Source organism: Vagococcus zengguangii (genome assembly GCF_005145005.1).
Classification (GTDB): domain Bacteria; phylum Bacillota; class Bacilli; order Lactobacillales; family Vagococcaceae; genus Vagococcus_A; species Vagococcus_A zengguangii.
The window spans coordinates 1,453,398-1,468,007 of sequence record NZ_CP039712.1; the positions used below are offsets into that span (position 1 = coordinate 1,453,398).

Sequence of the window (14,610 nt, forward strand, 5' to 3'; positions counted from 1 at the left end):
CTTTTTTATTTTTCTAACACCATATAGGCTATCGCAACCGCTTCTGAGTGTGAAATGCTTACATGAACATCTCCGTCAAACGGTGATTGTGTCACCACCGGCCGTCCACTCTCTTCATTTAACACTTCAATCGATTTAAAAAAATCAACTGGACCAATACCTGTACCCAAAGCTTTCGAAAAAGCTTCTTTACAGGCAAAACGGCCGGCAAAATATTCGATTTGACGCTTAGCTCCTCGTGTCATAAATTGCTCGTATTCATTATCAGTTAAGACGCGCTGAATAAATTTCGGGTTCGTCTCAACAATTTGTTTAATTCGTGGTATATCAACCACATCCACTCCAATACCAAAAATACTCATAACATGCCTACTTTCATGGTTTACTATCCATAGAATAACACGAATTCCGTGCAATCTCTATACCCTAATCATCCGCCTATCCTTCCACTTATTACTTCAACCAAACACTTTTCTATAAGAAAACCCGAAAAGAAGGAACTCTCTTCGGGTTTTCGGTCTGTACTGAAATCAAGGTATTATTGGGAATTCCTGCTTAATTCATAGATAGCATAAGGAATTTTATTTTTATTTAAAACTTTGCAACAGAACCCGTTGATGGAGAGCAGAAAATGTTCTGGGAGCTAACCAAAAAACAACAAGAAAAATATGTAGAAGAAAGATTTGGAGCAAAATAAAAAGAGAAGTACGTTATTACTTCCCTTTCATAATTTATATTTAAATCAAAAATCTATCATTGTGACACAAATGTGTGTGTAATGCAATTAGAGTTACCGTTAGGTACTCTATGTGATTCCAAAAGAATTATATTAGCTTGCCGTTCTGTGAGAAATCATGGATCGGTCCTTTTTTTATCCTTTCTTAATTCAACAAGGTATTGTTTTTACTTAAAAATTAATACATAATAAGATTATTAAATTTAAAAAATGGAGGTTTGATTGTTGAAAGTTGCAATTTGTGATGACAACCCATCACTAACTGAAAAGCTAAACACCATGCTGTCTAACTACAACCAAAGCATGTTTGAAACCTATACTTATTACAACCCACTAAAATTAATCAATCAACTTGAAATCGAACACTTTGATTTCTTTATATTAGATATAGAAATGGAAGAAATGAGCGGTGTTGATCTTGCAAAAAAAATTAGAGAGCAAGGCATTCTATCCCCTATTGTGTTTTTAACAAGCTACAAGGAGTATATGGAGGAGGTTTTCCAAGTGCAAACTTTTGATTACCTGCTCAAACCTCCTACACAAGATAGAATGAACCAAGTTTTAGATAAACTTGTTCAGCATATAGGGAAGTCCAAAAATTATTTCGTGTTTTCAATCAATAAAATAACTCATAAAATTCCTACAAAAGATATTATCTACTTTGAGAAGGACAAAAGGCAAGTTATTATTCATACAATTAATGAAACGTATAAGCCATACATGTCAACAAACCAAGTAAATGAACAATTAGATGTTGATTTCGTTCAAATTCACTCTTCATTCATAATAAATTGCTCATTCATTAAGGAATTAGGGAACAACTTTCTTTTGTTAAACTTTAAAGGAGAATTTATTGAAATACCAATTAGCAGAAGATTCAAATCTTCATCACATGAAAATATTGTAATGTCTATGAGAGGTAAAATCTAATGTTTAGTATAATACTACGGAATATCAGCTTGTTGGCTTACCTATTTATTGTGTCTTACTTTTTCTCCAATTGGTCAAAAATAGTAAAAAAACACAGCAATTTTTACAAAATAACCTGGACTGCTTTAATTTTTTTGGTAGTAATTGCCAGCACCCTATCCAGTATCTATTTAACTAATACAAATTTACCCTATATAAATTTATTACTAAGCGTGATATTAATATACTCGGTAGCAAAGCTACACTCTGTTCCCTACTTAGATTCCGTTGTTTGGACAATAACACTTATTTCAATGAACCTGATTTGTGAGGTTTTGTCTTTATACTTCACAAAAATGATTATCAGTACAGGCTCCGCATCGTACGAGAACCCTACTTTTGCTATCGTTTCAATATCCTTTACCACTTTAATTGAATTGATTGGTATAATAATAATCAAATTTTCAATAGTAAAAGGAAACGAGTCTAAACTTTCAACAAGTTTAACTTCTACATTGTTTCTAATTTCAATTCCTGTTTTGTCAATCATCATTTTATTTGGTTTATTGATGAGAAACGACCATTCAGGAAGCAATCAAGTTTCTGAAGCTGCAATCATCAGCAGCGTTATCATACTTAATGTTTGTGTGATTTTCCTTTATAAAATAACCCTTGAACACCAAAAACAACAATATGACATATCACTCAACAAGAAAAACATTGAAGCTGAACACAGAATCTTAAATGAAATGAAGAAAAACAGAAGTAACGTTCTAAAGCTAAAGCATGACTTAAAAAATCAGTACTTAACCATCCTTGGATTGATTAAAAATGAAGAACTAAATGAAGCTATTGATTATATTAAGAGTAGTTTTGATATTTTAGAGCCACCTACTAAAACCTATACATCGGATGGCGTTTTGAATTATTTATTAAATGAAAAACTTGCTGAAGCAGAAAAAAATCAAATAAGCGTTGATAATCAAATTTTCATCTCAAAAAACATAAAAATTAACAACGATGTTTTGGCGATTGTAATTGGGAATATCATTGATAACGCAATGCAAGCATCTATGAGGATGGAACCTGAAAATAGGAAAGTTAATATTGTCATCAAACAGTTTAACAACGACCTCTTAATTGAAGTATCAAACAACTTTAATCCTGAAGAGGCTTCAACAAGGACTCATAGAAAAGAAGAAGGCTTAGGAATGAAGAACATAGACGGTCTTTTGCAACAAATTGGGGGCATATATCGTCATTGGACGGAAGAAGACAAATATTTTGTGACTGTTGTCATCTTTAACGTATACAAAAAAAAATAAAAAGCGGCAGATCTATTTATAAATAGATCTCCGCTTTTTTAATATACTTCCATTTTTTTAAGAGATTTAGAAAATTCCATAAATAGCCAAGCCAACACTAATACCATCATTACTGACGATATAAAGGTAATCATTGGAAAATTCATTAAACCCATTGCAGAAAAATTGGAAAACATTAACATAAGAACCACTGCCGTAATCACGGTCGAAATTTCTGATTGCTTCCAAATTGATATCATTTCTGACAAGATCAAAATTAAGAATAATAAACTACAACTTGTGGCAATAGCTACAAATCCAAGATACATCTCAAAGATCATATTTGAACTATCGAATTTTAAAAACAAATTCAATATTACTTCTACAATGAATGCTACAAAGAGTGCGCTACCAAAGCTTGTTAGAACTATAACAAAGAACGAACTTGTTTTTTTCATAAGCAATTCTTGTCTACCTACTGGAAATAAAAATGTTCTATTTCTTTGGTCACCAACGTAAAATCTTACCAACTCTTTTCTCAATAGAACCGCTCCGTAAATAGATATTCCACACATCGAAACTGTATTAGACAGTGCAATTATCCCCTGAAAAGAAGAAATCGTATCAGAACTTCCATCAAATTTCCCTACAACTGAGAAGAACATAAATGATATCAATTGAATTAATATTGTGATCAAAAAAACTTTAGACCAAGTACTTTTTATCTTGGACATTTCATATTGAAAAACATTTAATTCTACACCATTAATTAGTTTTTCGTTTTTGTTCATCATAATAATCTTTCAACCCCTCTTTGTATTCATTTCTAATTTCAAACATTGGCTTAGACTTCAAGACGTTCCCTTTTTCGATGAAAATTACATCATCGATAAAAGTTTCCATGTCTCTTAAAACATGACTACTTACAATTAACACTCTTCCTTTTGACAATGATTTCACATTTTCTATAAATAGATCTACTCCATCAGGGTCTAGTCCATTAAAAGGTTCATCTAAAAGGACTAAAGAAGGATTGTGAGCAGTAGAAAGTCCTAATAAAAATCTCTGCTTCATCCCTAAAGACATTATATTAAATTTCATGTTCTTGTTAACGCTTAATCCAACTTCATCCAATAGTTTTTCGATTGTAATCAAATTTTTTAGTCCATAATAAAATACATGATCGTTGTATATATCTTCTAAACTGAAACCCTTAAGACTATCAGAGTTGACAAAGTTTGTACCAACTTGAGATAAGAATTTTGAATCTGCTACCTCTACTTGTTTACTATCTATTTCAAGTATTCCACCATCAGGTCTTAGTAATCCACACAAACACTTCATTAACGTTGTCTTACCAGCACCGTTTGGACCGACTAATCCGTAAATCTTTCCCGCTTCTAAATCTAAATCACTAACGTTTAAATGGAACGAATCACTTAGATTTTTATATAAGTTACTGATTTTTATTGTTTGCACTTTATTACTCAATCCCTTCTTGACAGTGAAATAAGTGAAAGTGAGCTTGTTAGTATTAACCAAAAACAAACCACCGAAATATTGCTAAAGTTACCAGTTCCTTGCCCATAAAACATTGCCCTTATTAAATTACTGGATGGAACAAAAGGTAAAAATTCAAAAAAGCTTACTAAACCTGAAGGTAATCTATCCGTAGGGTACGTAATTGGAGAAAATAGGAGTCCACCTATCATAATGATCTGAGTCGCCAATCCAACAACATTTGGAGATAACCAATAAGCTAAAGCAAAACCTATTGAAATCATGCACAATTGAATTAATATAAGAATTATTGTTCCTTTTATAGAAAAGTTAATTTTAACTCCAAATCTAAAGTATGCTGCTAAAAATGACATAAACACTCCTGGAAGAGAGGCCATTCCCCAAATCAGAAAATCAGCAATCAAAATGCTAAATCTTGATACAGGTAAAGTTATTTGATAGCTTACTATTCCATCTTGTTTGGCAGTACTTACTATTTGAGCTGCAAGTACGCACCCAACTGCAATAATTCCAAGGGTAGTAGCTCCAGATGATAAGTAGACTGCTGTTTCTTTATCTACATCGGGTATGAGTAAAGCCAATCCGTATACTATCGCTACTGATAAAAAAGCTTGAGTTAAAGTGAAAACAGGTAGTAGTGATTTGTGTCTTAACAAGCTCCATTTTATTAATGCAAATAATTCTTTAATTATTGATTTATTTCCGTGAGTTTTCATCGTCTCCATCTATCATCTCTCCATATGTTTCATTTAAGGATTTCGGCGAAACCTTATAGTTTTGAACCTTTCTTTCTATAATCAAGTTCATGACCCAGTTAATGGCATCTGGTACTTGATAGTTAGTTAATTCCATCTCTATCACTAACTCTTCATCGTCTGTATTTGTTTGTGTTGCATTAGGTATAGCTACTTCCTTCAAATCATTTAGATTGATAAAGTTTACGATCATGTGGTTTCGTTCATTTATTTCGATTGATTGTTCTTTTAAGTTTTTATCCTCAATAACTTTCCCACGATTCATCAATATATACCTGTCAGCATATTTTTCGACTTCCAAGATGTTGTGTGTGACAACAATGATTACATGACCATCATGTGAGAGTTTTTTTAAATGCTTCCATATTATCTGTCTTCTAATTGGATCTACATCGTTAGTTGGCTCATCAAGAACTATAATTGGAGACGGAAATGCAACAGCCATTGCAAATGAAGTGAGCCTTCTAAGGCCACCCGAAAGTTTCTGTCCAGGTGTGTCTTTCCACTCATCTATTTTTAATTCTTCCAATATTTTATTACATTCTTTTTTTGCTTCTTTCTGATTAAGTCCTCTTATCCTTAAGATTGATTCGACTGACTGAGCCATTGTTACACCAGCTAATGGGGCATGTAATTGAGGCATCATTGATACATATTCTCTTGCTATTTTGCTATCTGTTGCAAATGACACTCCATCAAATGTAATGGAGCCCTTTGTAGGCTTTGTTATTCCAATTATTTGGTTTAACATTGTCGTTTTTCCAGCGCCATTATGACCAGTTATAGCTGATATTTCACCTTGATTAAAGGTCAAATTAATGTTTTCATTTGCATAGTGATTCGCTTTTTTATATTTTTTACTTAGTGAGTGTAACTCCAGGTGTTTATTCAAAATAGACCTCCTATAATTAGACTTAATTGAATTGATTGAAAATCGGGATAATCCATAACAATAACATCATTAACAGTGATGTATAACTAACCATCTTTACTAAAAATGGCACTCCATAACCAGCATCTTCAAAATAAAACGGATTGTCTGTGATGAAAGATATCAGTATATTGATGTCAGTTTTCTTGGTTATAATGAATTGCCAAATCAGTCTTGTTATTAGTATCGAAGCTCCAATTGTAGCGAATCCACCGTCAAAGACAGTTAGGAATACCGCCAAAAATACTACGTCCAATGACATCCCAGACATAATCGCAGCTACCCTTCCAAATCTACTCCATACCCAAACATGAGTCATCGGAACCGTCGCAACGGCCTTGGTTATATTAACATTTATTTTATTTGAACTTCCCGAGAACATCATATGCATAAACTCATGAAAAGCTGTTGATACAATTGAAATAGGAATGGCGATTAGAAAGAACTTTAAAGGCTTTGTAAATAATATATTTACTGTACTTTCAAAAGGAAATCCTTTAGTAAAGACTTCTATGACACTGATAAAAAAAGCAACTATTCCGCAAATAATCATTAAGAGGGACAATGTTTTGAAATGGCCACTCATAGGTTCTTGCAATAACTTGACTTTATTATCAATCGAGGAACTTTGCTCGACCAAAATTCCACTTTCGATCAACCCCGTAAGTGATTCTTCGTCAATTAATTCGGGTGAATCAAGTTTTCTTACCACTTCATCACTTAATATCAAGAGTTGATTTCCTTCTGATATGTACACCCAATCACCATTCTTTAACTTGCGTTTTAATGCGTGAGCTTCAACATATATTGGTTCTACTTTTTCTCTTGATAGTATTGGAATATTTCCCATTGGGAGACATCTCCTTTACCGCAAGTTGGACATTCATCTTCGAATCTTGGCCAAGTTTTATGAGTAAACGAATTTCCATCTTCATAATTGATTTCGTATTGAGTACCTAAACTTTTCGGTTCAGTATACCTAGTAACCACTCTTATTAATTCATCTACAATGGATGCTGTTAATTGGAATATACCTGGTCCATATGCTATTGATGGTGGGTCAAATTGAATGTTTCTAAAACCTACAAATTGCTCTATGAATTTCGGGTCATTTTTACTAAAGTTTAAATTCATACAATCAAAACATCCTGTTTCTTGTGGTATTACTGTTTAAACTCTTCCTCTACTAACCTGAGAAGCTCCGAACACACAAGGAAGTCCAACTTTAACAATGGCTTCATTAACAATTCTATGAATGATAAAAGGCGGTTCATCAATTGCACAAATTACAATATCTATTCCTTCCGTAAGCCCAATAACATCATCTACATCCATTATTTTCATATCTACGGTTTCAACTTTTATGTTTGAGTTCATTTCATTAATGGCTCTTTTAGCTACTACTGCTTTCTTCTCTCCCACATCAGACTCTCTGTATAGTAATTGGCGTCCAAAATTACTTGATTCAACTCTATCATAATCAACCATTCTGATCATCTTAGGACCAAGTCCTAATAATAAGATGTTTAAATTATTGATTTTTTCTTGGATTTCGAATTTATTGTCTTCAGCTTTACAGTATCTACTAAAATAGTTCACGTTGGCTATATATCTGTCCTCAACTGACTTACCAGGGAATGTTTCTTCAATTAAGCCTTCTTCATTTAAAAAATCTATTCCTTCTTCAACATCTTTAGACGTTAATTCTGGATATTTTTCTTTCATTTCAATTACAACTTCATTAAACGGCCTAATGCCATCAAGAAGATTTGACAATGTCCAGAATTGTCCTTCCTCATCATCAAACTCAGTAGTGATCCCGAGCTGTGCCCCTACTCTGAATCTCTCTTTATTTAATTGGTACAGTGGATAAATTGGTTTAATCCTTGGATATTCATACTTCATGCTGTTGCGTCAACTGTGTCAGCTCTACGTACATTAACTTTTTTCATCATATTTTCCTTCTTCCCTAAACCTTTTATAAAGTCTTTTCTGCGAAACAGAAAGTTTATTTCTCTTTCGATATATTTATAATACCTTTTATTATCGCCCATATTCTTGTCTGGTAATAACTGACAACCTAAATGTAACAAACAGTTAAATAAAAAACATTTTAAACAAAATCAAATTAAAACGTTGAATTCCTTAGTCTATTCGGGGTATAGTTTACCCATTATAAAAAAAGGAGTGTAACAAATGAGCGTAAAAAAACGGAAACATTAAAAAAAGACACAACTGTTATCCAGTCATGTCTTTCAAAATTTAATTATTTATTCGCAGTGCGGATCACGAAATCGCGTTTGCTTTTTTCTGGACGTTTGCGACCAGCGTCTTTGCGTTTGTTGTTACCACGGAATTCTCCGCCTTCTTTACGATCGCGTCTTTCTCCACGGTCACGACGTTCGCCTCGTTGTTCACCACGCTCGCCGCCACGTTGTTCACCGCCACGGTCATTACGACGTCCACCGCCGTTACCGCTACGGTTACCACCACGATTGTAGTTACCGCGACCATTACCACGGCCTTTACCACCGCCACCTTTGCCTTTACGGCGATTTGATGGTAATGGACGTTCTGGTGTGATTTTTACTGGGACAGCAGAAGAATCTTCTTTTGCCACAGATTTCACTAATAACGCCACTAAATCTTCAGCAGAGTATTTTTCTAATAAAGCTTCTGCTGTTTTTAAGTATTGTTCTAAACCATTGTTAGCTAAGTCAGCTTCAATTGTTTGAATAGCCGCATTTACTTGTCCTTGCAACGCTTCTTGTTCGGTTGGTGGACGTAATGGTGTCATACGTTTTTTCGTTAAATCTTCAATAACATGTAAGTAGTCCATTTCGTTTGGCGTAACGAAAGTGATAGACATACCTTCTTTACCGGCACGGCCTGTACGACCAATACGGTGAACGTAGCTTTCAGGATCTTGAGGAATATCATAGTTATAGACATGGGTAACACCAGAGATATCTAAACCACGAGCCGCTACGTCAGTCGCCACTAACACATCAATTGTGTTAGATTTGAATGCGCGTAAAACGCTCATACGTTTTTGTTGAGTTAAATCACCATGAATCCCTTCTGCTTTATAACCACGTGATTCTAAACCGCGTGCTAATTCGTCAACGCGACGTTTTGTACGGGCAAAAACAATCGTTAAGTCTGGTGATTGAACATCAAATAAACGAGTCATAATATCAAATTTTTCGAAATCTTTACAACGAACATAATATTGATCAATTAAATTAGCTGTCATTTCTTTAGCTTTGATGCTTACATGTTCAGGATTTTTCATGAACTTCACACCAATATTTTTAATGCTGTTAGGCATTGTTGCTGAGAATAATAACGTTTGACGTTCGCTTGGCGTGCTTGAAATGATTGTTTCAATGTCTTCTAAGAAGCCCATGTTTAACATTTCATCTGCTTCGTCTAATACTAACGTTTCAATGTTGTTTAATTTTAAAGTACGACGGTTAATATGGTCAATTAAACGACCAGGTGTTCCGACGATAATATGTGGTGCATCTTTAAGTGCACGAATTTGTCGGCCGATATCAGCCCCACCGTATACTACTTGTACGCGGATTTTTTTATCTCTACCAAGACGATATAATTCTTCTTGTGTTTGAATCGCTAACTCACGAGTTGGTGCTACCACGATCCCTTGAATAGCTTTTTTACTTGTATCAATTTTTTGTAACATTGGTAAACCAAACGCTGCTGTTTTACCAGTCCCTGTTTGTGCTTGACCAATAACATCTCTACCTGCTAAGGCTAATGGAATAGTTCCGCCTTGGATGGGTGTTGCTTCTTCAAAACCAGCTTTTTCGATTGAGCTCAAAATGTCTGGTGCTAATCCTAAATCTTTGAATTTCAAATAATATCCTCCTAAATCTTGACTACAGTTTCACTTATTTTCTACGGTTGCCTGTCCGTAGGTGTCTTGTGTCCGTCCACATCCTATATATCCTACCACATATCACGACAACTTACAAACAAATATGATTACTTTTCAGAAATTTCTTTGATAATTTCAGACAATTGCATGCTATTGCTCCCTTTAAACAAGACTAAATCATTTGGAGCTATAATTTCTTCTAGGCGCGCGACTAATTCAGAACGTTCTTCTTTGTTAAAGTAATCCAATGGCACTAACGTATCCGCTGTGACGATTTTATCCGCTAAATAGCCCATCCACTCACCGTATAAAACAATGTGATGAATTGCGTCAAAATCAATTGCTTCAAGCATTGATTCGTGCATCTCTTGTGATTGCTCGCCTAATTCGCCCATGTCGGCTAAGATTGCAATACGTTTACCATCTTCATTGACGTCAATTTGGCTAAACGTCTCTAGCACTAAGCTCATAGCGGTTGGGTTGGCATTGTAAGCATCGTTTAAAATCTCTGCCCCATTCCAAGCTTTAACCCATTCGGCACGACTTTGCGTTAAGTTTAAGTTAGCTAATCCAATTTTGATTTGATCAACACTTAATTCGAAATAGCGACCGGCTTGAATCGCAATTAAGGCATTGTTAACGTTGTAGTCACCTACAATCGGAATCATGAACGTTTCTCCAGGGAAAACTGAGACAGTGAAAGTCACGGAATGTTTAGAACTTTCTACGATTGTCGCGCTAATATCTTCGTTTCCTTGTTGCCCAAAGCGCACAACTTGTTGTGCTAAATCTTCAACTAATGGTTCTAGTAATGGTTCATTGCCAGGTATAATTAATTCCCCATCAGCTGCTAGCCCTACAACGATTTCCATCTTCGCTTCGGCAATGCCCTGACGAGAACCTAAATATTCAATATGCGACTCACCAATAATCGTAATCGCGGCTAATTCAGGCTCAGCAATCAGTGAAAGTGGACGAATTTCATCTTTGTGGTTCATCCCCATCTCTAGCACTAATAACTCCGTATCAATCGGCATATGCAAAATCGTATATGGTAAGCCGATATCATTGTTATAGTTTCCTTGCGTTTTGTACGTTTTGAATGATTGACTTAAGACAGAATCCAGCATGTCTTTAGTTGTTGTTTTCCCATTCGAACCAGTCACGCCAACAACACGGGGTTCAATTTTTTGTACGAAATAATACGCTAAATCTTGTAAAGATTGCAACACATCAGCAACTTCAATAATAGCAATCCCTTCAGGTTGAATGTTCGCATTGCCTGCTTCCCAAAGTGTCGCAACTGCTCCGTTTTCAATAGCCTGTGGGACGAATTCATGGCCATCACGTACGCCTTTAAGTGGTACAAATAAACTTCCTGATACGACTTTACGTGTGTCAAATTCAACGGACTCAACAACTACGTCATCTTCTCCATGATCTGCGATTAACTTTCCTGATAATACTTCAACGATTTCTCCAATGGTTAACATAAAAAACGCTCCTCTTCATACTAAAAGACTGTAACCTATCGTCACAGTCTTTAAAAATGTTTAGCTATCTTATTCGTTGGCTAGTGCTTGTTTTTCTTTGTGTCGGTTTAAGGCTAATTGAATTAATTCTTCGATTAAGTCACCGTATTTCAAGCCCATTTCTTGCCATAATAATGGATACATACTGAATTGTGTAAATCCTGGCATCGTGTTCAATTCGTTCAGGTACAATTCATTATTACTTGTTAAGAAGAAATCACAACGACTTAAGCCACTACCATCTAAAGCGATGTAAGCATTCTTAGCATATTCTCTTGCTTGCTCGTGAATTTCAGCTGGAATTTCAGCTGGAATTTGCAACGTTACTTGGTTATCGATGTATTTAGACTCGTAATCATAAAACGCCACATCTTTCACGATTTCACCGGCTAAAGTTGTACGCACTTCGTCATTCCCTAAAACGCCAATTTCGATTTCACGCGCGTCAATTCCTTGCTCCACCACAATACGACGGTCATATTTTAAAGCAGTTTCAATCGCTGCTTGTAATTCTTCTTTCGTGTCAGCTTTGCTAATCCCCACGCTTGAACCTAAGTTAGCAGGTTTAACAAACATTGGGTAAATTAATGACCCTTCACATTTTTCAAAAACTTTCTCTTGATCCGCTAACCACTCCACTTTAGAAAGTGCCACGTAAGGTACTTGTGGAATCCCAATTTGTTGTAGAATATGCTTTGTCATGATTTTGTCCATGCCACACGCGCTTGATAAAACGCCTGTCCCCACATACGGCATATTAAGTGTTTCAAGCATCCCTTGAATTGTCCCGTCTTCACCATTTGGGCCGTGTAAAATTGGAAATACAACCGCATTTTCTTCAACAATATCGCCAATCTTTATTTCTTCAAATGTTTCATTATTTAAATGTAGTGTTTCAATTGCTTCAGGTGCTTGTGTTAATAATGGTCCTCTAAACCATTTACCTTCTTTAGTAATATGCACTAATTGCACTTGATAGTAGTCATAGTAAAAAGCTTGTAACATTGAAAAAGTCGATAAAATCGAAATATCATGTTCAGCACTCTTCCCACCATATAAAGCAATAATTTTCATATAGTTCTCCTCTATTCTTAAAAAAATCTTATCTTATTATAGCAATTTTCAAGATAAAAAAAAAGTATCTGCACAAAAAAGCCAAAACTCTTCTAGAAAAGTTTTGGCTTTTAGTATTATTTAATTAACTAATCCCTAAAAAATTTGAAATTTCGATTTTTTTGTCCAATGACCACTCGTTAGATTCTGTTCGGTAATTTAAGGTAAGTACCACTTGATCTTTGGCATTTAACTCTCGGAATTTATCCTCAACAATATAAGCATTGACTTGCCAGTCATTTGTTTTTTCAGCTTTTGAAAAATCAAATACAACACCTTCTTGCAAAACAGGGGTCAATTCTTTCAGAAAATTATTTGGCATTTTATCAACAATTTTTCGCTTTTGAAAAAAACCTTTGCTCGCATCCATTTCCACTTGCAATGTTCGTTCAATAGCACATTGTAAAACCGAATAAAAGTCACTCATATGACGGTAATAAACTTTACCAAAGTCATTGTCTTCAGCAAAATAAACGAAGTTATTTTGTAATTTATAAAAGAAAGGCGAATGCAGTTGCGTCTTCATATGACCAAAGTACAAAAGTTCCGCAATCTCAATCGGTTTCATTTGACGAATCAAATCAATATTTTTAAAATCAATCCACTTCAATTCTTGCGATTGACCGACCTGTTTGAAGAACTCACGAATATTTTCTTCACCTTTAATCATTCTCAAACTAGTGTTAGACTCAATTTCTCCATGAGTCGCTTGACTATTCAACAACAGAATATTTTGTGGAAAAGCAGTGATGGTTGTTTGAAAATCGTCCAAATCAATTCCTTTAGACGTCACCGCATTTGACATAGAATCTAAACGCACATAAATTTGCGAACCAACCACTCTTTTCACCTCTTTCTAGACATTTATACTCCTTAATTTTACACGAAAACTGTATAAATTGGGAGTCTTAAATGATTACATTTAGATTACAATAGGATATTATTACTATTAAATAAATAAAAACCCAAAACTGTTGAAACGCTCACAATTGGAACGCCCTCTTCCGTCACAATACTCTAATTTATTGAACAAATAATAACGCATCATCTTAGAAATATGGTAAAATAATTATGAGCTATTTAATATACAAAAGGAGTTCTATCATACTATGACGAATAAGAATAAGAAAACAAAAAATTGGTTGATCAATATCTTCTGCTTGTTGCTATTAATCGTTGGCTTATTGCTAATATTCAATAAACAAATCCAAAACTTTATCATTAAACAACGGACTGATGAGTATCAGTTGCGTCAAGTCTCACGTGAGGACATACTTGCAAATGAACAAGCCAGTGGCGAATTTGATTTTGATAAGGTAGAATCATTAGATTTAGAAGCAGTCTTAAAAGCTAGAGCAGCCAATGAACCATTACCTGTGATTGGTAATATCTCTGTACCAAGCGTTAAAATGAGTTTACCTATCTTTAAAGGTGTCTCTAATACTGCTTTATTATTTGGCGCTGGTACGATGAAACCCGAGCAAAAAATGGGAGAGGGGAATTACGGACTAGCTAGTCATCGAATGGTCGATCCAACCCTTTTATTCTCTCCTATCCTAGACATAAAAGAAGGCGATAAAATCTACTTAACAAATCTTGATAAAGTCTATGTATACGAAGCAACTTTTATGGACTATATTGCCGCGACCCAAGTTGAAGTAATTGACGATGTTGAAGACGAGGTCCTAGTGACCCTTATTACTTGCGATACAACCGGCACCAACCGTTACTGTGTTCAAGGTAAACTTGTAGACGTCCTTGAATTTAACAGTCAAGATAATGAACAGAACGATATCTTCCAATTAAAAAATAATAAATAAACACAAACAGGTACGATGATATTTTCATCGTACCTGTTTTCTTTATATTAACCTACTATTTAACTTTTTTCGCCCTAAGGCTCTCCAA

At 34.7% G+C, this 14,610-nt stretch carries 13 protein-coding genes and 1 pseudogene; 3 read left to right on the top strand and 11 right to left on the bottom strand.

The features are described 5' to 3' along the window. Window positions 1-5: 5 nt before the first annotated feature. Window positions 6-362 (bottom strand): holo-ACP synthase, encoded by a 357-nt coding sequence (gene acpS / locus FA707_RS06840; protein WP_136953530.1) that lies wholly within the window; start codon window positions 360-362, stop codon window positions 6-8. A 599-nt stretch (window positions 363-961) separates the two neighbouring features. Between acpS and FA707_RS06850 the strand changes: the two genes are divergently transcribed. Continuing rightward, the gene (locus FA707_RS06850) at window positions 962-1,666 is read left to right on the top strand and encodes a LytR/AlgR family response regulator transcription factor (protein ID WP_136953531.1); all 705 of its coding nucleotides are present in this window, start codon (window positions 962-964) and stop codon (window positions 1,664-1,666) included. After that, the gene (locus FA707_RS10465; protein ID WP_168177366.1) at window positions 1,666-2,970 is read left to right on the top strand and encodes a GHKL domain-containing protein; all 1,305 of its coding nucleotides are present in this window, start codon (window positions 1,666-1,668) and stop codon (window positions 2,968-2,970) included. Before FA707_RS06850 ends, FA707_RS10465 begins: the two co-directional genes overlap by 1 nt. A 38-nt stretch (window positions 2,971-3,008) precedes the next feature. On the opposite strand, the gene FA707_RS06865 is transcribed toward FA707_RS10465, so the two are convergent. The 10 genes and pseudogenes from FA707_RS06865 to FA707_RS06910 all read right to left on the bottom strand — a co-directional run bounded on the left by FA707_RS06865 (window position 3,009) and on the right by FA707_RS06910 (window position 13,543). Beyond that, a complete protein-coding gene (locus FA707_RS06865) occupies window positions 3,009-3,743 on the bottom strand; it encodes an accessory regulator AgrC (protein WP_136953534.1) in 735 nt (244 codons plus the stop codon). Beyond that, entirely contained in the window at window positions 3,715-4,428 is a 714-nt protein-coding gene (locus FA707_RS06870) for an ATP-binding cassette domain-containing protein (RefSeq protein WP_136953535.1), read from the bottom strand. Before FA707_RS06870 ends, FA707_RS06865 begins: the two co-directional genes overlap by 29 nt. An 8-nt stretch (window positions 4,429-4,436) precedes the next feature. Continuing rightward, on the bottom strand, window positions 4,437-5,195 hold the full coding sequence (locus FA707_RS06875; RefSeq protein WP_136953536.1) for an ABC transporter permease: 759 nt from the start codon (window positions 5,193-5,195) through the stop codon (window positions 4,437-4,439). Further along, a complete protein-coding gene (locus FA707_RS06880) occupies window positions 5,167-6,117 on the bottom strand; it encodes an ABC transporter ATP-binding protein (protein ID WP_136953537.1) in 951 nt (316 codons plus the stop codon). Before FA707_RS06880 ends, FA707_RS06875 begins: the two co-directional genes overlap by 29 nt. 22 nt (window positions 6,118-6,139) lie before the next feature. Beyond that, the gene (locus FA707_RS06885) at window positions 6,140-7,006 is read right to left on the bottom strand and encodes a hypothetical protein (RefSeq protein WP_136953538.1); all 867 of its coding nucleotides are present in this window, start codon (window positions 7,004-7,006) and stop codon (window positions 6,140-6,142) included. Next, window positions 6,970-8,061, bottom strand: a pseudogene (locus FA707_RS06890) (ThiF family adenylyltransferase). Before FA707_RS06890 ends, FA707_RS06885 begins: the two are co-directional and overlap by 37 nt. A gap of 361 nt (window positions 8,062-8,422) precedes the next feature. Next, on the bottom strand, window positions 8,423-10,036 hold the full coding sequence (gene cshA / locus FA707_RS06895; RefSeq protein WP_136953539.1) for a degradosome RNA helicase CshA: 1,614 nt from the start codon (window positions 10,034-10,036) through the stop codon (window positions 8,423-8,425). Between the two features lie 128 nt (window positions 10,037-10,164). Next, complete coding sequence (locus tag FA707_RS06900; RefSeq protein WP_136953540.1) at window positions 10,165-11,550, bottom strand: UDP-N-acetylmuramoyl-tripeptide--D-alanyl-D-alanine ligase; 1,386 nt, start codon at window positions 11,548-11,550, stop codon at window positions 10,165-10,167. Between the two features lie 69 nt (window positions 11,551-11,619). Next, a complete protein-coding gene (locus FA707_RS06905; RefSeq protein ID WP_136953541.1) occupies window positions 11,620-12,663 on the bottom strand; it encodes a D-alanine--D-alanine ligase in 1,044 nt (347 codons plus the stop codon). A 124-nt stretch (window positions 12,664-12,787) separates the two neighbouring features. Then, on the bottom strand, window positions 12,788-13,543 hold the full coding sequence (locus FA707_RS06910) for a hypothetical protein (RefSeq protein ID WP_136953542.1): 756 nt from the start codon (window positions 13,541-13,543) through the stop codon (window positions 12,788-12,790). 268 nt (window positions 13,544-13,811) lie between these two features. Here FA707_RS06910 and FA707_RS06915 point away from each other — a divergent pair, with 268 nt between their 5' ends. Then, window positions 13,812-14,522 (top strand): class A sortase, encoded by a 711-nt coding sequence (locus FA707_RS06915; RefSeq protein WP_136953543.1) that lies wholly within the window; start codon window positions 13,812-13,814, stop codon window positions 14,520-14,522. Window positions 14,523-14,610: the final 88 nt, after the last annotated feature.